The 25,684-nt window shown below is 34.8% G+C and carries 20 protein-coding genes; 14 read left to right on the plus strand and 6 right to left on the minus strand.

All coding sequences use genetic code 11. The features are described 5' to 3' along the window. The first annotated feature begins 280 nt into the window (after positions 1-280). The 3 genes from fsa (at position 281) to J4T76_RS09050 (ending at position 2,538) form a co-directional block, all read left to right on the plus strand. Entirely contained in the window at positions 281-943 is a 663-nt protein-coding gene (fsa, locus tag J4T76_RS09040) for a fructose-6-phosphate aldolase (protein WP_267341938.1), read from the plus strand. A gap of 191 nt (positions 944-1,134) precedes the next feature. Further along, positions 1,135-1,932, plus strand: a complete 798-nt coding sequence (locus J4T76_RS09045) for a siderophore-interacting protein (RefSeq protein WP_267341937.1) — start codon at positions 1,135-1,137, stop codon at positions 1,930-1,932. Positions 1,933-1,950: 18 nt separating this feature from the next. Next, positions 1,951-2,538 carry an acyl carrier protein phosphodiesterase gene (locus J4T76_RS09050; RefSeq protein ID WP_267341936.1) on the plus strand — a complete coding sequence of 196 codons (588 nt, stop codon included), beginning with the start codon at positions 1,951-1,953 and terminating at the stop codon, positions 2,536-2,538. A 68-nt stretch (positions 2,539-2,606) separates the two neighbouring features. Here J4T76_RS09050 and J4T76_RS09055 read toward each other — a convergent pair whose 3' ends face one another. Next, positions 2,607-4,694: a 3-hydroxybutyrate oligomer hydrolase family protein gene (locus tag J4T76_RS09055; protein ID WP_267356167.1), complete on the minus strand. Its 2,088-nt coding sequence runs from the start codon at positions 4,692-4,694 to the stop codon at positions 2,607-2,609. A gap of 129 nt (positions 4,695-4,823) precedes the next feature. Then, positions 4,824-5,720 carry an HTH-type transcriptional activator IlvY gene (gene ilvY, locus J4T76_RS09060; protein ID WP_267341934.1) on the minus strand — a complete coding sequence of 299 codons (897 nt, stop codon included), beginning with the start codon at positions 5,718-5,720 and terminating at the stop codon, positions 4,824-4,826. 206 nt (positions 5,721-5,926) lie between these two features. On the opposite strand from ilvY, the gene prfC reads away from it, so the two are divergent. Next, positions 5,927-7,519 (plus strand): peptide chain release factor 3, encoded by a 1,593-nt coding sequence (gene prfC, locus J4T76_RS09065; protein ID WP_267346225.1) that lies wholly within the window; start codon positions 5,927-5,929, stop codon positions 7,517-7,519. Between the two features lie 89 nt (positions 7,520-7,608). Here prfC and J4T76_RS09070 read toward each other — a convergent pair whose 3' ends face one another. Genes J4T76_RS09070 through J4T76_RS09085 form a run of 4 tightly spaced genes read right to left on the minus strand, consistent with a single transcriptional unit; the run spans position 7,609 to position 12,440 of the window. Beyond that, positions 7,609-8,907, minus strand: a complete 1,299-nt coding sequence (locus J4T76_RS09070) for a hypothetical protein (protein WP_267341932.1) — start codon at positions 8,905-8,907, stop codon at positions 7,609-7,611. After that, the gene (locus J4T76_RS09075; protein ID WP_267341931.1) at positions 8,897-10,324 is read right to left on the minus strand and encodes a glycosyltransferase family 2 protein; all 1,428 of its coding nucleotides are present in this window, start codon (positions 10,322-10,324) and stop codon (positions 8,897-8,899) included. Before J4T76_RS09075 ends, J4T76_RS09070 begins: the two co-directional genes overlap by 11 nt. After that, positions 10,321-11,262, minus strand: coding sequence for a hypothetical protein (locus J4T76_RS09080; protein ID WP_267341930.1), 942 nt, complete (start codon positions 11,260-11,262; stop codon positions 10,321-10,323). Before J4T76_RS09080 ends, J4T76_RS09075 begins: the two co-directional genes overlap by 4 nt. Beyond that, positions 11,250-12,440, minus strand: a complete 1,191-nt coding sequence (locus J4T76_RS09085; protein ID WP_267341929.1) for a YaiO family outer membrane beta-barrel protein — start codon at positions 12,438-12,440, stop codon at positions 11,250-11,252. Before J4T76_RS09085 ends, J4T76_RS09080 begins: the two co-directional genes overlap by 13 nt. A 485-nt stretch (positions 12,441-12,925) precedes the next feature. On the opposite strand from J4T76_RS09085, the gene ptrA reads away from it, so the two are divergent. From ptrA to kdsB, 10 genes are all read left to right on the plus strand, one after another. Further along, positions 12,926-15,799 carry a pitrilysin gene (gene ptrA, locus J4T76_RS09090; protein ID WP_267346230.1) on the plus strand — a complete coding sequence of 958 codons (2,874 nt, stop codon included), beginning with the start codon at positions 12,926-12,928 and terminating at the stop codon, positions 15,797-15,799. Positions 15,800-15,913: 114 nt separating this feature from the next. After that, positions 15,914-16,786 carry a helix-turn-helix domain-containing protein gene (locus J4T76_RS09095; RefSeq protein WP_267346231.1) on the plus strand — a complete coding sequence of 291 codons (873 nt, stop codon included), beginning with the start codon at positions 15,914-15,916 and terminating at the stop codon, positions 16,784-16,786. 31 nt (positions 16,787-16,817) lie between these two features. Beyond that, a complete protein-coding gene (gene aroA, locus J4T76_RS09100; protein WP_267341926.1) occupies positions 16,818-18,098 on the plus strand; it encodes a 3-phosphoshikimate 1-carboxyvinyltransferase in 1,281 nt (426 codons plus the stop codon). A gap of 1 nt (position 18,099) precedes the next feature. After that, on the plus strand, positions 18,100-18,780 hold the full coding sequence (cmk, locus tag J4T76_RS09105; RefSeq protein ID WP_267341925.1) for a (d)CMP kinase: 681 nt from the start codon (positions 18,100-18,102) through the stop codon (positions 18,778-18,780). 113 nt (positions 18,781-18,893) lie between these two features. After that, entirely contained in the window at positions 18,894-20,576 is a 1,683-nt protein-coding gene (gene rpsA / locus J4T76_RS09110; protein WP_267341924.1) for a 30S ribosomal protein S1, read from the plus strand. Between the two features lie 100 nt (positions 20,577-20,676). Beyond that, positions 20,677-20,967: an integration host factor subunit beta gene (locus tag J4T76_RS09115; protein ID WP_267341923.1), complete on the plus strand. Its 291-nt coding sequence runs from the start codon at positions 20,677-20,679 to the stop codon at positions 20,965-20,967. Positions 20,968-21,294: 327 nt separating this feature from the next. Next, a complete protein-coding gene (locus J4T76_RS09120; protein WP_267355119.1) occupies positions 21,295-23,604 on the plus strand; it encodes a DNA internalization-related competence protein ComEC/Rec2 in 2,310 nt (769 codons plus the stop codon). 96 nt (positions 23,605-23,700) lie between these two features. Then, positions 23,701-24,714: a tetraacyldisaccharide 4'-kinase gene (lpxK, locus tag J4T76_RS09125; RefSeq protein WP_267341957.1), complete on the plus strand. Its 1,014-nt coding sequence runs from the start codon at positions 23,701-23,703 to the stop codon at positions 24,712-24,714. Further along, positions 24,711-24,896 (plus strand): Trm112 family protein, encoded by a 186-nt coding sequence (locus J4T76_RS09130; RefSeq protein WP_267341919.1) that lies wholly within the window; start codon positions 24,711-24,713, stop codon positions 24,894-24,896. The genes lpxK and J4T76_RS09130 overlap by 4 nt, the downstream gene beginning before the upstream one ends. A gap of 20 nt (positions 24,897-24,916) precedes the next feature. After that, positions 24,917-25,681, plus strand: a complete 765-nt coding sequence (gene kdsB, locus J4T76_RS09135; RefSeq protein WP_267356166.1) for a 3-deoxy-manno-octulosonate cytidylyltransferase — start codon at positions 24,917-24,919, stop codon at positions 25,679-25,681. The last annotated feature ends 3 nt before the right edge of the window (positions 25,682-25,684 follow it).

Here is a 25,684-nt window from a genome sequence, read left to right on the forward strand (position 1 = left end):
TATGATAAATAAAATTAAACTCACTATTATTTAATGTGTGTACCATTGTTAACTTGAGTTGCAATGATAGGACAGTTAACTAGTGGTAAATTAATCAGAGTATTAAATTATTGTTAATGGTAACTATGTGATCACACTCTCATTTTTACATACAGCATACAAATATTCAGTAAATGGCAAATTTGTCTTCTAGGTTTTCAATTCGATATTTCTTACTATCACACTATTATTTATGTTTTACTTTTTATGTGTGATTGATTATTTAAACCAGGAGTTCACTATGGAACTGTATTTAGATACTGCCGATATTTTGGCAATTGAGCGTTTGGCACCAGTATTGCCAATTAATGGGGTAACAACCAACCCCACTATTGTGGCAAGGTCAGGTAAACCCATTTTTGCTTTGTTAGAAGAACTGCAAGATATACTGGGTTCAGATAAGGTGTTATTTGCACAAGTACTAGCCAGTGATGCGAAAGGCATGATTAAAGAGGCCGAACAACTTAACAAGGCAATACCATCGATTGTGACGAAAATTCCCGTTAATGAACAAGGTTTATTGGCTATTAAGGAATTATCTCAACAAGGTATTGTAACTTTAGGAACAGCGGTTTATGGTGCTGGACAAGGATTTTTGGGAGCACTTGCAGGCGCGAAATACATAGCTCCTTATATAAATCGCATAGATGCACAAGGTGGAAACAGTAAAGATACAATTTTAGAGTTACAACAATTGTTTGATTTGCATTGCCCTGAATCCATAGTGATAGCAGCAAGTTTTAGAACGCCAAGACAAGCTTTAGACTGTATGTTAGCGGGTTGTAAAGCCATTACCTTACCTGTTGATGTAGCAGAATTATTTATCTCCGATCCAGCAGTCGATGCGGCAGTGGCTAAGTTTAATCAAGATTGGTGTTGCGCATTTGGTTCATTAACCTATTAATGGCCTTTTCAAGGTTTTCTAAATTAGATAAAATTTTTAATATTGCTTGGTGAGTTCAATTCCATTAAATTTACGGGTAACAAGGTGTTTAATATTTAGACTGAAAAGTAGCGTTTTTTTTAATTTTTTGTTGTATGATAATTCAATGTGCAAAAGCACCAATACCCGTAAAAAATATAAGGATTTAAGTCATGGCAGATAAACACCAAAAATCAAAAAAGTTCATTATTAATGCACTGTTAAGCGTATTAAACGTTGAGAAGATTTCACCCAGCTTTATACGTGTACAGTTTAGTTGTAATAAACCGTTAAGTGTTGATTCAGCTTGGATTTGTCCTCATATTAAATTATTATTTCCTGAGCCTAGCACGGGCAAAATTTTATTTCCTGAACTGAGCGAAGACAATAAGATTATGGTGAGTGATAAAGTCCGTCAACTGGCTCGCAGTTATAGTATACGTAAGTTTGATGCTATGACAAATCAGTTATTTGTTGATTTTGCAATTCATGAAGGTGGTTTGGCTTCTGTTTGGTCAAGACAAGCTAAAGTTGGCGATCAGATTGGCTTGGTCGGTTCTGTGGGTAAGCTTTCGTTTACAAATAATTGTTTGGTTTTGATGGGTGATATTTCAGGTATGCCAGCAATCTGTTATACGCTTGAACATTTACCGGAAAACCAAAAAGTTTATGCCTTTATTGAAGCTAATCATGCTATGGATGTTATTGAACTACCCAATAATGAACATGTGCAAGTCAGATGGTTAATTCAAGATAAGGAAAAATCCAATCAATTGGTTGATGCAGTGATCAATGCTGAATTTGCCGAACAAGATAAACTTATGTTTTGGGGTGGAATGGAAAGTTCATTAGCGCAGCAATTACGACGAGCATTGAAAGATAAATATACTCAGCTTGCACCTGAAGCAATTCATATCACAAGCTATTGGCGTGAAGGATTTGCTGAAGGTGAGTTTAAGCATCGTGACTAGTCAATCTTATCTGAATTCATGAATATTTTAGCGCATCTACATTTAGCTTTTCTAGTAAATAGTTCATTAATTGGTAATACGGTAGCGGATTTTGTTAAGGGTGATCCTTATTTAACTTATGCTAACGATGTGGCTGATGGAATTATGTTACATCGCAAAATCGATTGTATGACCGATAGTTTGCCAGAAGTGAAGCAAGCGAAATTATTGTTTCGCCAACCCCATCGACGGGTGGCGCCAATTGCATTGGATATTGTGTGGGATCACTTTTTATCCAAACAGTGGTTGACTTTTGGGGTTATGGAAAGTGTTGGTGAATTTAATCAATATACTAAACAACAAATCCAACCGTTCATTAGGAAATATCCTATTGATTATCAAGGTTTTATGCAAGCCATGTGGCAAGGTAAATGGCTAGAAAACTATGCCTCAATTGATTTTGTTGAAAAAGTATTAAGTGGAATGGCAAAGAGAAGACCAAAACTCTGTTTATTAAAAGAGAACATTATTGATATTCGGCAAAATTATTCTGAGCTGGAAGCATTATTTGCAGTTTTGTATCCTAAAATAGGTACAGCCGTTATCTCATCCAAATTTACTTTATGAAGATTTTAACTATCGGGATTAAGCTAGATGTGACACTTAAGCCGATAGTTAAAAAGATCATTTACTTATTAATTAGGAATAATCAATTCCCCATTTTCTTTCTTGATTATATCGTTACTGTTAGGCGTTTGTAATATAGGTACTAAATTTTGGGCAGTGGCATCGGGCGTGAATGCAATTTTTCCTACACGGGGCATAGCATGAATTACCTGACTGTCAGGTAATGTTGCCTTATTGGTTAAATTTGCCCACAACCACTCCATTGCATCCTCTCCATAATAGTCAATTGAGACAAGTGAATTATCAAATGGCGGTTTGCCTTCTAAATAACTACTATTTTCTACTTCAATGTAACGTAATTGTGAATTGATGCCTTCTACTTGACTGTTTAAGGCCACGTAAGCACGAGATGTATAATCCGGTAGCTGTTTTACATTGTTACGACCATGGATAATAAATGTTTTGATTCCATTTAAATTGGCTGAGGCGACAACTTGTTTCATACCGAAAACAACTCTAGGATCTTTTAATTTTTCATACAAACAAATTGCCCCTTTACTGTTGTAGTCAATTTCATTTTTATTATCAGAACTTGAATAGAAATCTCGTCTTGGCGAATGAATGTCTTCATTGTTGACGAGTGCTAATAGGGTTGATTCATTTCCTAGCCATATTGGTAGATGTCCATCTGCCCATCCCCAAAGTTGCTGGAAATCTGTTTCTGATAAAGGTTCAACTTTACCTGTATAAAGAAGTGGATTTTTTTGGGTGCTTGCAACCGAATAATCACACATTCTTTCGGTAACGTCAAAATGACCATAGGCGCTAATATATTGATAAGGTAGCCCTATTGTTTCTTTATAATAATAATAGGGAAGTTGTCTCTCCATTTCTGGTGTCCAGCCATATTGACGCAGTTTTTCAAGCGCTTCTTTAGGGGTTCCATAAATGAGTAATTGTGCTTTTTTTAAGGCATTACAACGATTTTTCGCATAAGTGTAATTATCAGCAAAAGGTATATTCATATCTTTATTTTCACTGATTATTGCTGGAACAGCACAAGGTATATACAGTGATGCATAAGTACTATATTCCGCTATTGAAAGATATTCAATTCTTGCAGATGGTTTTTCACCAACTTTAACGTTTACAGGTATCGTTTCAGAGTAAGGTGAGATTTGAGGATTAACTGCCACAATACCTTTTATTGTATTATTTTTGTCTAACTCTCCAGCTTTTAGAGCGGCTCCTCCGCCATCAGTTGCGCCATAAACTAATACTAACGTATTGTCTTTATCGAATATCACCTTTTTAGTAGGGGAATAGTGAGAGTTGATTTGGTAAAAAGCAAATTCAATGGATTTTAAAACAAATTCCCCCCAACGTTCTTCGGAGTTTTGTTTTGAGTGCAGTTGTTTTATTGCATAGCGGTTAGGGTAGGTTTTTACATAGTGCTTTCGATTTTCGATATTAGGTTTAAATAATAAGTTATTTGTTTGCACTTTGCCATTAATCGCAAATCCCCGTTGATGCGTTATATCATAAATACCATTACCCAACCCTTTATCATTATAAACGACGGCACAGTTATGACGAAGGCCCCATAATCCCCGAATTTGTATATCATATGCATTGAATAAACCATCTGAATTTGTTGATGGTACGGCAACAATACACGGTTTATTTTTATCAAAATCCAATGGGATTTGTACTAATAGCCCTACACTTTCTTCATTATTTTTATAGGTGGCTAATATTTCAGTACCTGCTATTTTACCATCAAATAATTGGGTAAGATTTTTTCTTTGAAAACCAAAAAGTGACCCTTCTCCAGTTTTGATATCAATAAAACGATTTAATTTTAATTGTCTGAGTTCTTGTAGGGTAGGTTGAGCAGGATGAGCTACTGTCGGTTTAATCACGATTGTTGATAAAGGCGTGAATCCCAAACCTGCTGTTACTAAGTCATCGCTATCCCCGTCATAGTAAGTAGAACTTTCTATTGTTATCCCAGCCGGATATTGGATGAGATTCATCTCTTCACGAGATATACTTAATCGTAGATCACTTTTAGCTTGAACTGCAAAAGGAAGGATAGCGGAGGTAAAACACATTAACGATACCAATGCTTTTATTTTTATATTTTTAATTCTCATTGCAAGTATTTCCTTTCTTAACAACCAAATTATTTTAGATAGGACTATCCTGATATTTTTTAGGTTGTTATAAATAATATTATCTTTATTTTTTGAACGATGAATGAATATTATATTTTATTTTTTTGATTATTGGGTAGATTTAAGAACGCAAAGTGTCCAAAAAGCTGCAATGATCCTTTCAGACAATCGTCTTTTTTGGACACAAATACCCACATCAAATGGTTCCATTAAATTAGTTGACCATTCGGTTATTCGCTCTCGGATTCGTTCAGGACTGTTTTCCATAACTACTTTCGGTAACAACGCTACGCCACACCCTAATGCAACCATTGATACGATTGCTTCATGTCCAGCAACAGTAGCATAAATTTTCGGGCTGCTGATTTTTTGTTGTTTAAACCAAAGATCAATTCTGTGTCGGCTTGGTCCGTGTTCAGGTAAAATAAAAGGGATATTATCCCAATCAGGTTGTTTTTGATGCAGTTTATCACTAAAGGTACTGTTAAGTTTTGGTATCAATAGAACCATTTCAATTTCACCAAGCTTTAAAAATTCAACCCCAGCAGGTAATTGTTTGGGTTTACCTGCAATAGCTAAATCCGCAAGATTCGATTGAACTTTTTCAACGGCATCCGCTGCATCGCCAGTAGAAAGCTTAATTTCAACTTGAGGATAATGAATACGAAATCTATCAAGGATTTCAGGTAAATGACTATAAGCCGCGGTAACCGAACAAAAAAGGGTCAGTTCACCTGCTAATTGTTGATCGGATTGATCCAAATCTTGCTTTACTTGTTGATGTAGGTTCACAACTTGTTGAGCAAAACGTTTTATTTTTTCACCTTCAGGAGTAATTTGTACTTGGCGATTATCACGAATAAATAAGGTATAACCAAAATGTTCTTCCATGCGTTGGATCTGTCTTGATAACGTTGACGGACTTACGTGCATGGCATCAGCTGTCATACCAAAATGACACGTTTCGCATAAATGTAAGTACAACTTTAGATCACGGATATTCATAACAAGTTCCATTTTTATACTGAAACGTTAGTGTAACCTGAAACTTCTTGTCAAAAAGACAAACATCAGCTAACAATATTGAATGTAAACATTATGCATAGATAAACAAATAAGGCAAATAGCATCAGTTATAACATCAATGGCAAAACAGTCAGATACCTGTTAAAATATACGACTATTTTGTATGGATTAAGACAGTTAATTTTATGACAGAACAAGCTTATTTAGATGAGGTGAATGCACGTCGCACTTTTGCTATCATCTCGCATCCAGATGCGGGTAAAACAACCATTACTGAAAAAGTGCTTTTATTTGGGCAAGCAATTCAAACAGCGGGTACCGTTAAAGGTCGTGGAGCGAATGCTCAACATGCCAAATCAGACTGGATGGAGATGGAAAAACAGCGTGGTATTTCGATCACTACATCGGTTATGCAGTTTCCTTATAACAATTGCTTAGTTAACTTACTAGATACTCCTGGACATGAAGATTTCTCAGAAGATACTTATCGTACTTTAACTGCGGTAGATAGCTGCCTGATGGTCATTGATGCGGCTAAAGGGGTCGAGGATCGTACTCGTAAATTAATGGAAGTAACCCGTTTACGTACAACGCCAATATTAACATTTATGAATAAGCTTGACCGTGACATTCGTGATCCAATGGAACTGCTTGATGAAGTTGAAAATGAACTTAATATTATGTGTGCTCCAATCACTTGGCCAATTGGTTGCGGTAAGTTATTTAAAGGTGTATATCATTTAGCTAAGGATGAAACGTATCTTTACCAATCAGGCAAAGGTCATACCATTCAAGAAGTTCGAATTATTAAAGGTCTAACAAATCCTGATTTAGATACTGCTGTAGGTGAAGATTTAGCCCAGCAACTGCGTGAAGAGTTAGAATTGGTACAAGGTGCATCAAACGAATTTGATTTAGAGGCTTTTTTGTCAGGCGATTTAACCCCAGTCTTTTTTGGTACCGCATTAGGTAATTTTGGTGTCGATCATATGCTTGATGGTTTAACGGTTTGGGCACCGACACCCCAACCACGGCAAACTGATAAACGAGAAGTTGCATCATCAGAAGAAAAGTTCAGTGGTTTTGTATTTAAAATCCAAGCTAATATGGATCCGAAACATCGTGACCGCGTGGCATTTATGCGCATTGTATCAGGTAAATACGAAAAAGGAATGAAGTTGCGTCATGTTCGTTTAAATAAAGATGTGAATATTTCTGATGCGTTAACTTTTATGGCCGGTGATCGTGAGCATGTTGAAGAAGCTTACGCTGGCGATATTATCGGTCTGCACAATCATGGCACAATTCAAATTGGTGATACTTTTACCCAAGGTGAAAATTTTAAATTTACTGGCATTCCTAACTTTGCACCAGAATTGTTCCGACGGATTCGTTTAAAAGATCCACTTAAACAAAAACAGTTATTAAAAGGACTGGTTCAGTTATCCGAAGAGGGTGCTGTGCAAGTATTTCGTCCCATCACCAATAATGATTTAATTGTCGGTGCTGTTGGGGTACTTCAGTTTGATGTGGTAGTTGCACGATTGAAATCGGAATATAATGTTGAGGCAATTTATGAGCCGGTTAATGTCACTACAGCGCGTTGGGTTGAGTGCAGCGATGTGAAAAAACTTGAAGAGTTTAAACGCAAATGTGAGCAAAATTTAGCGTTAGATGGTGGTGATAATCTATCTTATATTGCACCAAGTATGGTAAATCTGAATTTAACACAAGAGCGTTATCCTGATGTTGAATTTAGAAAGACACGCGAACATTGATCATTTTTTTATATGAATAAATGAAAATCTATTGATAATTAAAGAGCTGGTTTACCAGCTCTTATGCTTTACTTAAAAGACATTATAATTTATAAAGCAAGACCATGTAAGGCGATGCCGTCAAAAGAATTCCATTGAGTTAAGTCATTTCCCAGTAAATCTACCGTTTGAAATAATTTATCTTCGTCCCCCATAAAACTGATGTCTCTACTTCCTGCTCTAGGCGACAATGGCGAGGAGTAAGTATAAGTGTTACTATCGATATGCAGTTTATCTTTATTGAGTAAAATAAACTCTTTATCATTAAATTCGGCTTTTTCTAGCTCGTCACTGGTCAAAATTGGAATGTAAAAATTCTCAACTCCATCATCAAGTAGGCTATTTTCAAGCGCAATCATGATTTTTTGTTCGTTTTCATCTCCCCATATTAACCATTTCGCACTTATATTATAGATTTGAGTATAATCGGTACGATAAGCCATAATAGTATATCTTGAAATGTAGGATTGAATACTCTGTACGATTTGTTCACCATTGTCGATATAAAGTAACCAAAAAGGGATAACAATCTCGATTTTATCGCCCCATGACTGACTGAGCATTTTTATGGCATTATGCCAAAGTTTCCAAATATAATCGGGATCTTGATTGTAGTCATCTAACACATAAGGTTCGATGTCATATTGAATACCTGCAAGACAGGGTTTGTCTTCACGCATAGAACAAAACTGTTTAATGATTTTATTGCGTTCAATAGCATTTCTTAATCCTGAATCAATGACCATATCCGGTGAGCCTTCAACTGCAATAATTTTTATCTGATTTTCATAGGCAATATCGAGCAATTGATTTAATTGTTCTTTATATTTTATGTTTTCATTTTCAATTGCTAGTTGTAGATAGATTTGATTGATGCCTTTTGCTCTTATTTGGTTGATAAACTGTTCGGGAGAAGTATCCCAAGTACGAGTTTCCCAGTTCCACATTCCAAGATTGATTAATTTTTTTGTAATTATTTCCTCATTGGTCACGGGAAGTTGGGTATTTACTGTTTGATTGTCAAAGAGATCATCGTCAGTTTGTATCAAATCGGGCGTTTCATCCATATTGGTTGGTTTAATTACACTGTCGTTATTATAACCAGATAATACGTTATCGAAATTTTGTTCTTGTTTAGAGGAAACTGAGTTTAATATTCCGTTTTTAGTTTCACTAAAAATCGTTTTTTTCTCACACGGATGCAAATCATCATTTGCTTGCATCCATAAAGCGTTATAAGTACCGTTTTGAGTTGTACCTACAAAACGATCAGCAGCAAAAGAAGAATGAATCATAAAAGCTATGATAAATAATAAGATAAATCGTATTGTAGCGGCATTATTTGTCAAATTTGACCCTTTCCATTTTTCCCCAAGTAATTTTACCTTTCTTTAATCGAAGAAACCCTCTGATTTTCCAATACAAACAAATTTGTCGATAACCGAAATTTTCCAGAAAAGAGATTAAAAAAAGGGACATCAAATATTTTACTTTATCTAATCCTTTAAGTAATAATCCATCAATAGAAATGGCGACAGAACTAATAAATATATTGTAACAAATGACTAACAAAAAGTAGGACAATATTATATTACCGTTTACAATCTGAAGATACCAAAAAAGCGGCAATAGCACGTAACCTAAGAGCTCAGACAACGGTCCGATAATATCGGTCAGTATTGAAAAAGGTAAAATTAAAAAACTTACCCTACTGTATTTTATATTAAAAATTAAGTTTTGGAAATGAAAAAATGTTTGCAAAGCGCCAATATGCCAGCGAATACGCTGATTTTGTAAAACTCTCCATTTTTCAGGTACCTGTGTCCAACAAATGGCAGTAGGTACATATTTAATTTTATAATCCACCTTTGAATCATAAATGTATTTATGTAATTTTACCGTAAAGTCATAGTCTTCACCTACCGAACCAACAGAAAAACCGCCAATACGAATAGCAAAATCCCGACGAAATAAGCCAAAAGCACCGGATATAATTGGTAATGCACTAATATGATTCCATGCAACTTTTGCCATTAAAAAAGATCGCATATATTCAATTATCTGTAATAGAACAATGTATTTTTGAGATAAGTTAATTTTTTTCACTAAACCATTTTTGATCAAACAACTATTAGCAACACGTACAGTTCCTCCAACTGCGATGGTTTTCGGATCATCAATAAAGGGAACCATAGCATTTGTAAGGGCATCAGGTGCTAAAATTGAATCCGCATCTAAAAGGCAAATAATGGGTGAACGGCTTAAATTAATCGCGGCATTATGTGCATCAGCCTTGCCACCATTCACTTTATCGATAACGCGTAACCGACTATCTTTGCGAGAAATATAAACCCCTTTTATTTTAGCGTGCGAAAGTAGATTGGGATTATTAGTATTGAGATTGTGTAATGTTCTTTCTAAGTTGAAAAATTGATTAATTAACTCAAAAGTATCGTCGGTTGATCCATCATTGACTACTATTACATCTGCATTGGGATAATCGGATGCAAGGATGGACTTTATACTTTCAATTATGGTAATACTTTCATTATAAGCGGGCATAATAATCGTAATTGGATGCAACATACCGTCATTTTTTTGTATGCTTTGTATTTTTCTTTCTTTGTGCGGATTATCAAAAAATACATATAACGCTATGATAAGTTGTATAAAGTAAATGAAAATTTGTAACAATCCAATAAACATAATAAAATAAACTGTTACTTGCAGTGTAGAAATTAAAGCATCGTGTAGATAACTACTCATAATGTTGCCCATACCTGATTTTTATAAATACCATTATTGCTATCAGCCCAATAAACAAATAATTTAGTATCAAAATTAAAATTATTTGTTATGAGTTCCTGAATACTGCATATTTTTTCTTGATAACAAAGTTCATTAATAAAATTTAAAATGTAACAACTGTGAATTATTCCTGATGCTTTACATTGCAAACTGAGTAATGTTTCAAATAATTGTTGCATGTAATCTCGTTGATCTTCTCTGGCAAACATAACGTAAGGAGTGATGTAGTTATTGGAAATTTCCCTTAACATGGTTTGTAGCGTACCATCAAAATTTCTTGATTCTTCATCAATGACTTGAGATTCAAATTGTAATAAGTTATACGATGGAATAAGGCGGAGAAAACAAAATAATCCTTTTTGTGGTATGGAATTAAACAGTTTAGTAATGAGTTCAACTAATGATACATTAGGATCACTGACCACTAAGCTTAATGCTGCAGCGATAGCGACTTCTTGACGACGATCTAAACAAGCTCTTTCTAATGCACTAAATGATTTTTGGCATGGATAATAAGACAACATATTGGCAGCTTCAATACGTTGTTGAACCGTTCCTTTTAGTAAAAGTAAACGTAATTTTTTTTGGAACGTTTCTTCCGCAAAAAAAGGAAGAAATTTTTGCAATTCATAGCGCTGTCTTTTGGCAAAAAAAGAGACAATAAGTATAAGTGAACCTGACGATAATGTTTTATCAACGGTATTTTTAAAAATAATATGATTATTTTGTTTAATACTTTTGTTGTAAGCGGTGATTAAGGTTAATTTTAATTTGTTATAGTGACGGCGTTGTTTTCTTCTTTTACAGTAAATTATTGATGTTATGATTATCACAATGCAACCCAACAGCACCAAACTACCATTATAAATATTGATGTAACGTATTAAAATATCCATTTTATTCCGCAGCCTAAAGTTTTTTTGTTATATAATTTACGGTTATGGGTCGTTTCTTTACGATCTTCGTCAGTATAGTTGAGGTTTAAGGTAACAATTTCAGTAATATCATAAGAGAGGCCAACAAAACGAGCAGTTACTTTAATTAACGAACGAGTCAAATTGCTTGATCGATCTGATGTTTCTTGGGAATTGGAATAGCCTGCAAATAAGCGGAGTTTTTCCGTAGGAGAAGCGGCTATTTTAACTAAAAAACCACTCATATGTTTATTATCTTGATCAAAGGTATTATTCCATTTTCCAGATAAAGAAAGTCGTTCACCAAAAAAATATTGAGTTATACCTGGATCAATACTTTTTATGTTGCCATCATTGTAATGATCAAGCTTCAAATCTAAAGTAACATGAAAAGAGTTAACATCATCATTTATCGAATTAAATAAGGTGTAATCGATTCCATTTATCAATGTGTATTTAGCAAATAATTTATTTGAGGAAGAGACAAATCCTGTTAAATAACCATACGCTTTATTGTTGAACGTATGCCATAGTGTCCCTCCATACTTTTGATCGTTCATATGAAAACGATGGGATTGTGCGAAGTAACCCGTAATGGTATCTGTTTTGGATAATTTATAAGATAGAGCCATCTCCATTTCGTTCCAATCAGCGTAAGATTTTGATAAATGGCTATGAGTACCACCTAAATTAAACTCCCAATTGTGTATAGAATTTTTTACAGCTTCGATACTTTTGCTAATTGTTAATAACTGAATATCGTTAGGTGATTGCTCTAAATATTGATTGAGCAGTTTTTCCGCTTTGTTAGGGTCATCAGGATTTTGCGCTAGAATAACGCTAACCAGGCCATATTGTGCATCAATATAATCAGGCGTAATGGATAAAGCGTCTTGAAATGATTGTTTGGCTTGATCTAATTTGCCTAAAGCATAATAATTGAAGCCCAATTGGACCAAAATATCAGAATTAGTTGGTGATAGTTCATAGGCAAGTTGCAATTTTGACAATGAAAGGTCGTAATTCTGAAACTTTTTAGCTTCTATACTCTCTTTTAACAGTTGATCGGCTTTAACTGCATTATCAAAATCGTTGGTGTTGGCTATCACTGAGGAACTATAAGTTAAGATACTAATTATTAAGACTATTTTACAGAACATATAAAACCTTAATCCATTATATTCTTGCTTGGTATTTTGTGTGTAAGTACTTGTTACCAATTAATATACTGCTAGTCTGACCATAATTTGGCAGAATTAAATTAAGGAGTATTTAGATACAAATGAACGAAATACTCCCTTCCTTTTTGAATCAATGCATTTTCGATAAAAATCTAAACTACTTTGAATCAATTGCAGCTACTAACTAATAGTGTTAATTTGAACTGATTCTGATACCGATAAGAACGTATCATTTTTGTGAAATAAAATGGTAAACAATTTATAACATTACTGAACTGACCGTATTATGGTTGAGATTACTTATTCAACAGTAGTGATTGAATTATAGTATTCTTTTTAGACAAAAGAAATTTGACCTTCGTTAATTTTTGTTAAGAAATTTTAACGTGCAAATAATGTGTGTTTCTCTCCCTAATTGCTTAAAAAAAGACTATAATATTATTTTTTTGTTAGGCGAAGATTATATGGATAAGATAAAAATTATTTTTTTTATAATATCAGTGCTTTTTATTTTTAATTCCTCTTTTGCAATTGAAAACAAAATTTCCTTCCCAGCGCTTTTAGAGAAAATACAACAAAGTGATCGCGATAAGCGTCAATATGAAGTAATTGAATTAGCCAATCAAATGCGGGTACTATTGGTATTCGATCCTAAAGCGGCAAAATCATTAGGCTCATTAGCTTTACCAGTGGGATCACTGCAAGATCCTAAAGATCAACAAGGATTAGCTCACTACACAGAACATATGGTACTGATGGGATCCAAAAAGTACCCTAAACCCTCAAGTTTTTCCGAATTTTTAAACCGTCATGCGGGCAGCTATAATGCCAGTACTGCTGCACATCGAACTGCTTTTTATTTTGAAGTTGAAAACAGTGCTTTAGATACCGCGATGGATTATTTGGCCGATGCGATAGCGGAACCTAAATTAGATTCTAATTTTGCGGATAAAGAACGCAATGCGGTTAATGCTGAAATGACAATGGCCAGATCAACCGATGGCTTTAGAATCCGGCAAGTTAATGCGGAAACCATCAATCCTGATCATCCTGCAGCGCAATTTGCAGGCGGTAACTTAGAAACATTAAGTGATAAACCAAACAGTAAATTACAAGATGCATTAGTCGCATTTCATAAAAATTACTATTCATCCAATATTATGGTAGGGGTGATTTATAGTAATCAATCTATTAGTAAATTGGCAAAATTAGCTGAAACAACTTTTGGCAAAATTCCGAATAGAAATGTCACTGCTCCTAAAGTGGATAAACCGGCTTTAACACCAAATGTACTAAGTAAACAAATTGCTATGGTGCCAGCACAACCGAAAAAAGTGCTATTTTTACAGTTCCCAATGGAAAGTAATTTGGCTAAATTTGCCGATAAAACCGATGAATATATCAATTATTTGATCAGCAATAACAGCCAAAATACATTATCCGATCAACTGAAAAAGCAAGGATTAATTGAAGCAATAAGTTCAACTTATGATTCTATACGTTATGGTAATAGTGGTACGTTTAGTATAAATGTCAGTTTAACTGATGAAGGCCTCGCTCAGAAAGATAAAGTGATTGGTGCAATTTTTAATTATTTACAATTAATTCAAAAGCAGGGTGTTTCTGACGCCTATTATGAAGAGCTTAAAAAAGTTCTAGCTTTAGAATTTAAGTATGAAGATGTAGATCGGGATATGTCTTATGTTGAATGGCTATCTGATCAGATGTTGTTATATCCAGTACAAAATATATTAAATTCCAATTACATTGCCACTAATTTTGATAAAGCGGCAATTATTGCTCGCTTGAAAAGTTTAACGCCTGATAATACCCGAGTTTGGGTGATTTCACCAGATCAAAACACGGATAAAACTGCTTATTTTGTCAATGCACCTTATAAAATTGAAAATATCACTAGCGAACAAAAAGCTCGTTGGTCAACATTGGGTAAGAGTTTTACCTTCTCTTTACCTCAATTAAATCCTTATATTCCTGATGATTTCTCAATTGTGAAACAAAATTATGATCAAGCTCAACCAACAGAGTTTAGTAAACGTGGTAATCATATCCATTTTGTAAGTCAGTATTTCAAAAATGAACCTAAAGCTGCTATTGTCGTCTCTTTGCGTAGCAATCAAGCCTTTGCTTCAGCCAAAGCGGATGTCGCTTTTGAATTACTTGACTATATTGCAAACCGAAGTTTGAGTGATTTACAATTTCAAGCTGCGGTAGCGGGGATCTCGTTATCCACTCAAGGTGATAATGGCTTGATGATCTTAGCAAGTGGTTTTAGTCAACACCTATCCAAAATGGTGACAGCCGTTCTTGATGGTTATCGTAATGTCACTATTGATGAACAAACTTTAGCTTTAGCGAAATCTTGGTATCTACAAAAACTTGATAATGCCGATCATGCTAAAAGTTACTGGCTAGCTGTTCAACCCATTAATGCTCTATCTGTGTTACCTCGTTATTTTGAACGAGATGAACGACGTCAAATTACGGCCAATATTACTATTAAAGATATTGTCGATTATCGTGATAACTTACTTTCTCGCTCTGTGCCATATATGATTAGTTTAGGTAATTTATCTAACGAGAACTCTTTAGATCTTTACCACTCTATCCAAAAAACATTAGTACGCGATGTTGAATATACACCGAGTGAAAACATTATTATCAAAAATTCGCTGGATGCTAAAATTATTCAACAAGCAAAGAGTACTGATAATGCCTTAATAATGGGTTATATTCCAACAGGCTATAATAGAATTCGTAGTGGTATATTAAGTTATACTTTGTCTAAAATCCTATCCCCATGGTTTTATGATCAAATACGGACTAATGAACAATTAGGTTATGCAGTATTTGCAACTCCGATGACAATAGGTGATTCCATAGGAATAAGCTTTACAGTACAAAGTAACCAATATGATCCAGCTTATTTATTTAAACGCTATCAAGAATTTTATCCAGTGATATCAAATAAATTGCAGGCTTTATCTAAAGATGATATTAATCAATATAAAAAAGCAGTGTTTGAAGAATTGACTATGCCACCACAAACTTTAGATGAAGAATTAAGCCGTTATTTACCTGACTATCGAAATAACCGTTTCGCGTTTGATTCATTGACAAAAAAAATTGAGCAAGTGAAGAAAATCACCAAGCAAGATCTTATTGACTTTTATCATCGCTCCATTATAGAACCCAAAGGTTTAGTCTTAGCGTCCCAAGTATTAGGTAAACGCCAAACTGATGCAAAGCAACCAGAAGCAATTTCAGAATTTACCGAATATGAAAAAGTTTCAGCTTTACAAAAGGTTCTATTAAACTGATTTCTGTTTTAAATATGAACCTAAAAATAGGTTCAACCTGAAAAATTTTTACAAAAATTGGCATTGTTATCACCATGTGATACACTGCCAAAATCCTAATGTTTTGAGTGTATTATGATTACTGGAACGATTGATTATTGTGCTATAGGTCAGCGCTTGCGCGCATATCGTATTGCTGCTTCGCTAAAAGCAGAAGATGTTGCAAAAAATCTTAAAATTTCACGAGCAGCGGTATATCGGTTAGAGAAAGGTGAAATTGTTAAAATTGAAACATTAGAACGGTTGGCTTTTTTACTCAATACCTCTTTTGCAAGTTTACTTGGAATTGATACAGAATATTATTCAAGTGGCGAAGGTTTTTTTGAACGTATGCGACAACTTGAAGAACAATCAACTCATATTTATTCTCATTTCGATCCTTTCTCATTTTTATTAACTTCACCAAACTATCTTAATCATTTAGCTATGATGATAGAAGAGTCTAGTGAGTCAATTGAACCGCAAAAATATGCAGTTATTTTGTCAATTTTAAAACATCGTAAAATACAATTTTACCAGTCAATTCCTAAGGTGATAAACTTAATTAGTTTACGTAATGTTGAACGTTTTTTGCATATCGGCTTAGTCGGTAACTTAACCATTTCGCCAGGTAAAAAATCAGAAAGGATGCTGCTTGCTCGTAAAGAAGTCTATCATTTAATTGAACTCATTGAACAACAATCTTATGCGCCAACCATCGCTATTACTCAAGAAGCGATTCCATCAATTGCTTTTCAAATTTTTTATCAAAATGGTGAGCCAATTTCACTTGCAATGAGTCCTTTTCGTTTAGGCGAATTACCAAATGTGACAACAGGTATTGCATCAATTACCTCTTCGAATGATGCCATTAAACGCTATCGCTCGTTATTTGATAGATTATGGAAAAATAGTGCCAAAGATGAGCATGCCATTGATTTGTTAAAAACAACACTAGATAAATTTTAAAAAACTACAATAAATATTAAAGAGAGTCATCATGTTATCCTTAACTTTACAACCAATAAAAAAATTTAACGGCACCATTAATTTACCCGGTTCTAAAAGTGTGTCTAATCGTGCATTACTATTATCCGCTTTGAGTAAGGGTAATACGCGTTTAACCAATTTACTTGATAGTGATGATGTCCGCTATATGCTAGATGCTTTATCGGCTTTGGGTGTGAAGTATCAGCTATCACATGATAGAACCATCTGTGATGTCGAAGGTGTAGGTGGTATGTTACCTTCGTCAAACGCCTTAAAACTTTTTTTAGGGAATGCTGGTACCGCAATGCGACCACTCGCTGCGGCTTTATCTTTAGGCAATAATAATATTGTACTAACCGGTGAGCCACGCATGAAAGAGCGTCCAATTGGTCACCTAGTTGATTCTCTCCGTCAAGGTGGTGCTAAAATTGATTATCTTGAAAATGAAGGTTATCCGCCATTACACATTCATGGTGGTTTTATTGGCGGTAATATTCAGGTTAATGGTTCAGTTTCTAGCCAATTTTTAACTGCATTATTAATGGCTTCACCATTGGCGCCAAACGATACTCAAATTACGATAATTGGAGATTTAGTATCTAAGCCTTATATTGATATTACAATTAAAATGATGGCGATTTTTGGTGTAACAGTCACAAATCATCATTATCAAAAGTTTACAATTAAAGCCAACCAATGTTATCAATCGCCGGGCAATTATTTGGTTGAGGGTGATGCTTCATCCGCTTCTTATTTTTTAGCTGCTGCTGCGATTAAAGGTGGTACAGTACGAGTTACAGGTATCGGTAAAAAAAGTTTACAAGGCGACACTCAGTTTGCCCATGTACTTGAAAAAATGGGCGCTAAAATTACTTGGGCAGATGACTATATTGAGTGTACTAGTTGTGATTTAAATGGCATCGATATGGATATGAATCATATTCCTGATGCAGCAATGACCATTGCAACAACAGCACTTTTTGCGAAAGGACCAACAACAATTCGCAATATTTATAACTGGCGCGTAAAAGAAACTGACCGTTTATATGCGATGGCAACTGAATTAAGAAAAGTTGGCGCTACGGTTGATGAAGGTGAAGATTATATTACAATCGTTCCTCCAGCTAAATTAACCCATGCTGAGATAAAAACTTATAATGATCACCGTATTGCAATGTGTTTTTCATTAGTGGCATTATCGGATACACCAATAACAATATTAGATCCTAAATGTACAATGAAAACTTTTCCAGATTATTTTGAACAATTTAAACGTTTAAGTGAAGAATAAAATGAATCGATCTGTTCCTGTTATTGCCGTTGATGGCCCAAGTGGTGTTGGTAAGGGCACATTATGTCAAGCGTTGGCAAATCATTTTAAATGGCGTCTTTTGGATTCCGGAGCAATTTATCGCGTTCTTGCACTTTCGGCGCTTAAACAAAATATTGCTCTTGATGACGAGCAAAAACTTGCCCAATTAGCGTTTAATTTGCCATTGGCATTTGATACAACTGGTAGTGAAGTAAAAGTTTTGTTAAATAATCTCGATGTTTCAAAAGAGATTCGCACAGAACAAACCGGTGGAGCAGCCTCAAAAGTTGCCGCAATGAATAGTGTTCGAACCGCTTTATTACAACGCCAACGAGACTTTAGACAGGCACCAGGATTAATTGCTGATGGTCGAGATATGGGAAGTGTTGTGTTCAAAGATGCGCCTGTTAAGATATTTCTGGATGCGAGTGCGGAGTCCCGAGCAGAAAGAAGAATGAAACAGTTGCAAGAGAAGCAAAATCATGTTAAATTCGCCGAAATTTTGCAGGAGATAACTGCGCGTGATGAGCGCGATCGAAATCGAACTGTTGCGCCACTTAAACCTGCGGATGATGCTTTAATAATTGATACCACATCCCTATCTATTCAAGATGTTTTCAATCAATCTATTAAGTATATAAATAAAGAACTTGCATTGTAAGTTTTTTCTTGCAGTGTAGAACTAGCTCCTATATAAGGATGTATGGAGTATCACCAACAACCCCACAAGACAGGATGTAATGTGGACGTTAATTTTAACTAAAGTATATAAATATGACTGAATCTTTTGCTCAACTCTTTGAAGAGTCTTTAAATCAACTAGACACTCGTTCTGGTAATATGATCCGTGGTACTGTCGTTGCAATCGACAAAGATGTTGTTTTAGTTGATGCTGGTTTAAAATCTGAATCAGCAATTCCAGTAGAGCAGTTTAAAAATGCACAAGGCGAATTAGAAGTTCAAGTTGGCGATGTAGTTGATGTCGTTCTTGATTCTATTGAAGATGGCTTTGGCGAAACAATCTTATCTCGTGAAAAAGCTAAACGTCACGAAGCGTGGCTAACATTAGAAAAAGCAGTTGAAGATGCTGCAACAGTATTAGGTGTAATCAATGGTAAAGTTAAAGGTGGCTTTACGGTTGATCTAAATGGCGTTCGCGCGTTCCTTCCTGGTTCGCTTGTTGATGTTCGTCCATTACGCGATACTTCTCATATTGAAAACAGAGAAATCGAATTAAAAGTTATTAAATTAGACCAAAAACGTAACAACGTAGTTGTTTCACGTCGTGCTGTTATTGAATCTGAAAATAGTGCAGAAAGAGAACAACTTCTTGAAAATCTACAAGAAGGTTCAGAAGTTAAAGGTATTATCAAAAATCTTACTGATTACGGTGCATTCGTTGATCTTGGCGGTGTTGATGGGTTACTTCATATCACTGATATGGCTTGGAAACGTGTTAAACATCCAAGTGAAGTGGTTGAAGTGGGTCAAGAATTACTTGTTAAAGTACTTAAATTTGACAAAGATCGTTCACGCGTATCTCTTGGCTTAAAACAATTAGGCGAAGATCCATGGGTATCAATTGCTAAACGTTACCCTGAAGGAACTAAAGTAACTGGAAAAGTAACCAACTTAACTGATTACGGTTGTTTTGTTGAAATTGAAACGGGTGTTGAAGGTTTAGTTCACGTTTCTGAAATGGATTGGACAAACAAAAACATCCACCCATCTAAAGTTGTTAGCTTAGGTGATGTGGTTGAAGTCGTTGTTCTTGAAATTGATGAAGAACGTCGTCGTATCTCTCTCGGTCTTAAACAATGTAAACCAAATCCATGGTTACAATTTGCTGAATCACACAATAAAGGTGATAAAGTTAGCGGTAAGATCAAATCAATTACTGATTTTGGTATCTTCATTGGTTTAGATGGTGGTATCGATGGTTTAGTTCATCTTTCAGACATCTCATGGAATATGCCTGGTGAAGAAGCTGTTAAATCTTATAAGAAAGGCGATGATATCGAAGCTGTTGTGTTACAAGTTGATGCAGAACGTGAACGTATCTCTTTAGGTATTAAACAACTTGAAGATGATCCATTCAGTAGCTTCGCTGCTAACTACAAAAAAGGCACAATCGTTAAAGGTACTGTTACTACTGTTGATGCTAAAGGTGCAACTATTGAAATCGCAGAAGGTATTGAAGGTTACTTAAAAGCCCAAGATATCGCTCGTGAACGTATCGAAGATGCAACTACTGTATTAAAAGCTGGTGATGAAGTTGAAGCTAAGATTGTTAACATCGATCGTAAAACTCGTGCAATTTCGTTATCAATTCGTGCGAAAGATGAAGCAGACGAAAAAGAAGCACTTGCAGCGGTGAATAACACGACTACTCAAGAAGATGCATCATTTACTAACGCAATGGCGGAAGCATTTAAAGCAGCATCAAAAACTGAGTAAAAATTGTTTATGCAAAGAGTAAAGAGGGCTTGCCCTCTTTTTCTTTTGTAGTATAAAATGAATTGATTTTATGCCGCGCAAAAATTAATTAGGAGTGACCATGAACAGATCAGATTTAGCAGAAAAAATAGCCAACTGGCGGGCACACCTTCCCGTGCAGCTAGTTGACGATGCTGTGAGAGATATTATCGAACAGATCGCTTTGGCTATGGAAAGTAATGATCGTGTTGAAATTCGAGGTTTTGGTAGTTTCAGTTTAAATTACCGAGCCCCACGTAAAGCAAGAAATCCTAGAACTGGTGGTAATGTAGAAGTTAAACACAAATATATTCCTCACTTTAAACCGGGTAAAGAATTACGTGAAAGAGTGGATAATGCTGCTAAAGCGTAATATGTAAATATTATCGTTTTTGAAGCCTTTGAGTAAAATCAAAGGCTTTTTATTTCACTACCATTTAATCACGACTGTCAATAAATTACTATACTATTATAAAATTTCCCTACATTAGCAATTCTTTATTATCAAATCAACCTTATTTTTGTTCTGATAGTTAACAATATTTTCACAATAAAATGATGAAATAAACTTATTATCTGAAAATTACTCTCAATTCATAGATAAATTGGAAGCCAGCTCTAACATTACACGATACATTGATTAATTCAAATCACCATGCGATATGTTAAGTGTTCTATCAAATGAAGCTTATTTAGATTAATGCGACAATTATTATCAGTTGATTTATTGGCAATCATATTTTCATTGGGTTGTTTGCCATTGATGTTTTTACCTTCACTGCTCGGTGATGTTCAATGGTATATCATAGTTTCAATATTAATTGTTTTAATTTTGATTGTGCCGTTTCAATTGCAAAGTTATATGATTGTCATTTCTGTATTTTCTATTAGTTTTTTATGGTCTATAGCGTATTGTAAACAATATTTTACAAGAATTGAGCCATACATCGACAAAATTGTTGTGGTAAAAGCAGAAATTAAAAGTATAAACATTCAAGATTTAACTACGCCAACAGATCCTTATTATGTAAAAATTGCAGTCAATGATGATTCTCAACCTTTTATATACCCTAAGGTAACCATATCGGTATATTGGGATCAACAAATCAAGCCAAAAGCAGGGCAAATTTGGCAATTAACTTTGAAAACAAAAGCAGTACATGGCTATTTAAATGAAGGTGGATTTGATAGCCAACGTTTTGCTGTAGCCAATCGAAACCTTCTATCTGCAAAATTATTTCAAGCAGAGTTAATTGAAGATAATTTGAACATTCGGCAGTTTATCGCTGATCATTCGTTACCCTACATTGATTCATTTACTTATCAAGGTATTTTATTGGCATTCGCTTTTGGTGATCGCAGTCAAATGATTGATGAGCATCGTTTCATTATGATGCAAACAGGCGTTGCACACTTAATGGCTATTTCAGGTATGCACATTTTGCTGATTTTTGGTCTTTGCTGTACTTTTATAAAAGTTTTGATGTTTTTTATTCCTCAGCGTTTTATATATTTTTTTTTCCCACTGATAATAGGATGGTTAGGCGCACTATTTTATGCTTGGTTAACTGGGCTTAGTCCCCCTACATTACGTGCTATACTAGCATTGTCTATTTGGATATATTTACGTTTCAAAAATAGTCAAATCAGTGCCTGGCAAAAATTAAATCGTATCATTGCACTATTATTATTCTTTGATCCGTTAATGATTCTATCTGAAAGTTTTTGGTTATCTTGTTATGCGGTAATAAGCTTAATTTTTTTATTTGATTGGTTACCTTTGCCTAAAGTGATAAACAATAAAAAACGTTGGTATTGGTTCAGGTTGTTGCATTTGCAATTGGGTTTGATCTTATTATTGTTACCTATTCAATTGGTTATCTTTCAAGGGATAAGTTTGGTCTCTTTGTTAACAAACTTGATTGCTATTCCTGTTATTACCTTATTCACTTTGCCTGCTATTATTTTAGCGCTGTTATTTAGTGTCATTCATTGTTCGCATCTTGCGTTATGGTGTTGGTTTATTGCGAATAAATCGCTGGAATGGCTATTTATCTGCTTGGATAAATTTAATTTTTTATGGCTTGATATTTCTCCTGATTTTTATCTTTTAAGTATTATCGGTTGGCTCTCCTTGGTTGTTGTACGTACCGAGTTATGGCGGCGCTTTAGTGTTACATTATTAATAATCTTGATGATACTTTGCACCCCCTTTTTTAAACAACCAGAGAATTATTGGCGGTTAGATATGCTGGATGTTGGGCATGGACTGGCGATTGTTATTCATAATGGCAAATCAGCAATTTTGTTTGATACGGGAGCTAGATGGGAACAAACTTCCGCAGCAGAGCGGATTATTCTACCCTTTTTACGATGGCATAATTTGAATTTGGATGGGATCATCATCAGCCATCAACATAATGATCATATAGGCGGTTTAGCTTTACTTCAACGTCGTTTTCCTAAAGCTTGGCTAATGAGCTCATCTTCAGAATTAGATAACCATCATCAATGTTTAGCGGGCAACACTATTGTTTGGAATCATTTGTTTTTGAATGTGTTATGGCCAACTCAATTAGTTCAATATGCACAAAATGCCGATTCGTGTGTGATACAGGTGAGCGATGGGCATTTTTCAGTACTTTTAACTGGGGATTTAGAACGTAATCAAGAATATCAATTAGTAACAAAATATCGAAATAAATTAGCATCAACTATATTGCAAATTCCTCATCATGGCAGTAGTACTTCATCTAGTTATGCTTTTTTAAATCATGTTAAACCAGTAAAAGCATTAGCCTCAACTTCTCGATATAATCCTTGGAAGTTACCATCTGGTAATGTAGTAGCAAGATATCAAGATCTACACATAGATTACTATATTACTGCTAAAACAGGGCAAATCAGTCTGATTTTTGAAAATCAAAAATGGGTATTAAAAACGATGCGCAGTGAAATTAAACCAAGATGGTATCATGATTGGTTTGGTAGTTTACCGATTTATGAGTAAAATAACTTATCTTTTGCTGTAAGCAACTAATTTAGTCAATGCTATATCGAAAAGATATACAAAAAACTATAAACATAATTGAGTGATATTAACGTGATGATTGAAAAACTTTGGTATGGTAAAAATCGGTTATTTTGGTTACTAATACCATTTTCTCTATTATATGGAATAATTGCGTTTGTTCGTCGCTTTTTATATAAAATGGGTATTTTCAAATCCTGGCACTCACCCGTACCTATCATTGTTATTGGTAATTTATCGGTAGGAGGTAATGGCAAAACGCCATTGGCTATCAGTTTAATTGAAGCGTTGGAAGCAAAAGGATTGAAAGTTGGTCTTGTCTCACGTGGCTATGGGGGCAAAGCGGAAAACTATCCACTTATTTTAGATAATACGACAACAACCGATCAGGCAGGTGATGAACCCGTTCTCATTTATCAACGAACCCATGTTCCTGTAGCCGTCTCGCCTAATCGTTGCCAAGCCGTTAAAGCATTATTAAAAAAAAACCAATTAGATGTAATTTTAACTGATGATGGTCTGCAACATTATGCATTAGCTCGAGATATTGAAATTGTCGTAGTGGATGGTAAACGATTATTTGGTAATAATTGGTGGATGCCAGCAGGTCCAATGAGAGAGAGAAGCAATCGGTTGAAATCGGTTGATTTAATTATCGTAAATGGTGATAGTGTAAATAATTTAGTCGAGCAATATCCCGATAAAACATACACCATGCAATTAATACCAAAATATGTGATTAATTTGCTAACCAAAGAAAAGAAAGAGTTATCTTCGTTATCAAACATTTGTGCCGTTGCTGGTATTAGTAATCCACAAAGGTTTTTTGATATGTTGATTAGTATGAAGGCTGACTTAAATAAAACCGTCGCTTTTGCTGATCATCAAAAATTTTCCTTATCATTATTAAATAATGTCGCACGTCGTGAGCAGACATTGTTAATGACTGAAAAAGATGCTGTCAAATGTCAGCTATTTGCTGAACCCAATTGGTGGTTTTTGCCTATTGATGCTGTGATACCAAAACCAGCCATTGATCATATCTGTTTATTATTAGATAAAATAAATCTCAAAGAGAATAAAAAATGAAACAAATTTTATTAAGTGCACTTGCTTGTCCTAAATGCCATGGACAATTGCAGTATGATGCAGAACATCAACAATTAATTTGCCAAGCGGATAATCTGGTTTTTGCGATTAAAGATAATATTCCTGTATTGCTTGAATCCGAAGCACAATCATTCAACCAATCACCATCTATTAAAGAATAAAAGAATATAAGGCTTTAGTTATGAAATTTTCGGTTATTATTCCAGCTAGGTATGCTTCGAGTCGTTTACCCGCTAAACCATTGGCAGATATCCATGGTAAACCAATGATTATACGTGTTATGGAGCAAGCACAAAAATCTTCAGCCCATCGTGTTATTATTGCTACTGATCATCAGCAAGTCTTTGATGTGGTTAAAGCGTATGGTGGTGAAGTTATTCTAACTAGTGATAAGCATCATTCAGGCACTGAACGTTTAGCTGAAGTGATTAATCGTTATCAATTCGCTGATGATGAGATAATTGTTAATGTGCAAGGTGATGAACCATTAATTCCTCCTGTAATTATCGATCAGGTGGCTAAAAACCTAGTGCAATATAAAACGGGGATGGCAACATTAGCTGTAACTATTGATTCACCACAAGAGGCTTTTAATCCTGGAGCGGTAAAAGTTGTAACCGATAAAGATGGTTATGCGTTATATTTTTCTCGTGCAATTATCCCTTGGGAGCGTGATCGATTTGCTAAATCAACCGATTTACTGAAGCAATCAAGCATCGGTGATTTTTATCTACGTCATATCGGCATTTATGCTTATCGTGCAGGTTTTATTCGACAATATATCAATTGGGCTCCATCATCCCTTGAGCAAATTGAAATGTTAGAACAACTGCGGGTGCTTTGGTATGGTGAAAAAATTCATGTGGCAGTTGCCAAACAATCTCCTGCAATTGGTGTAGATACTCAAGAAGATTTAGAAAAAGTAAGAACATTATTTAAGGAGTAAGCA

Source organism: Gilliamella sp. B3022, from assembly GCF_028751545.1.
Taxonomy (GTDB): domain Bacteria; phylum Pseudomonadota; class Gammaproteobacteria; order Enterobacterales; family Orbaceae; genus Gilliamella.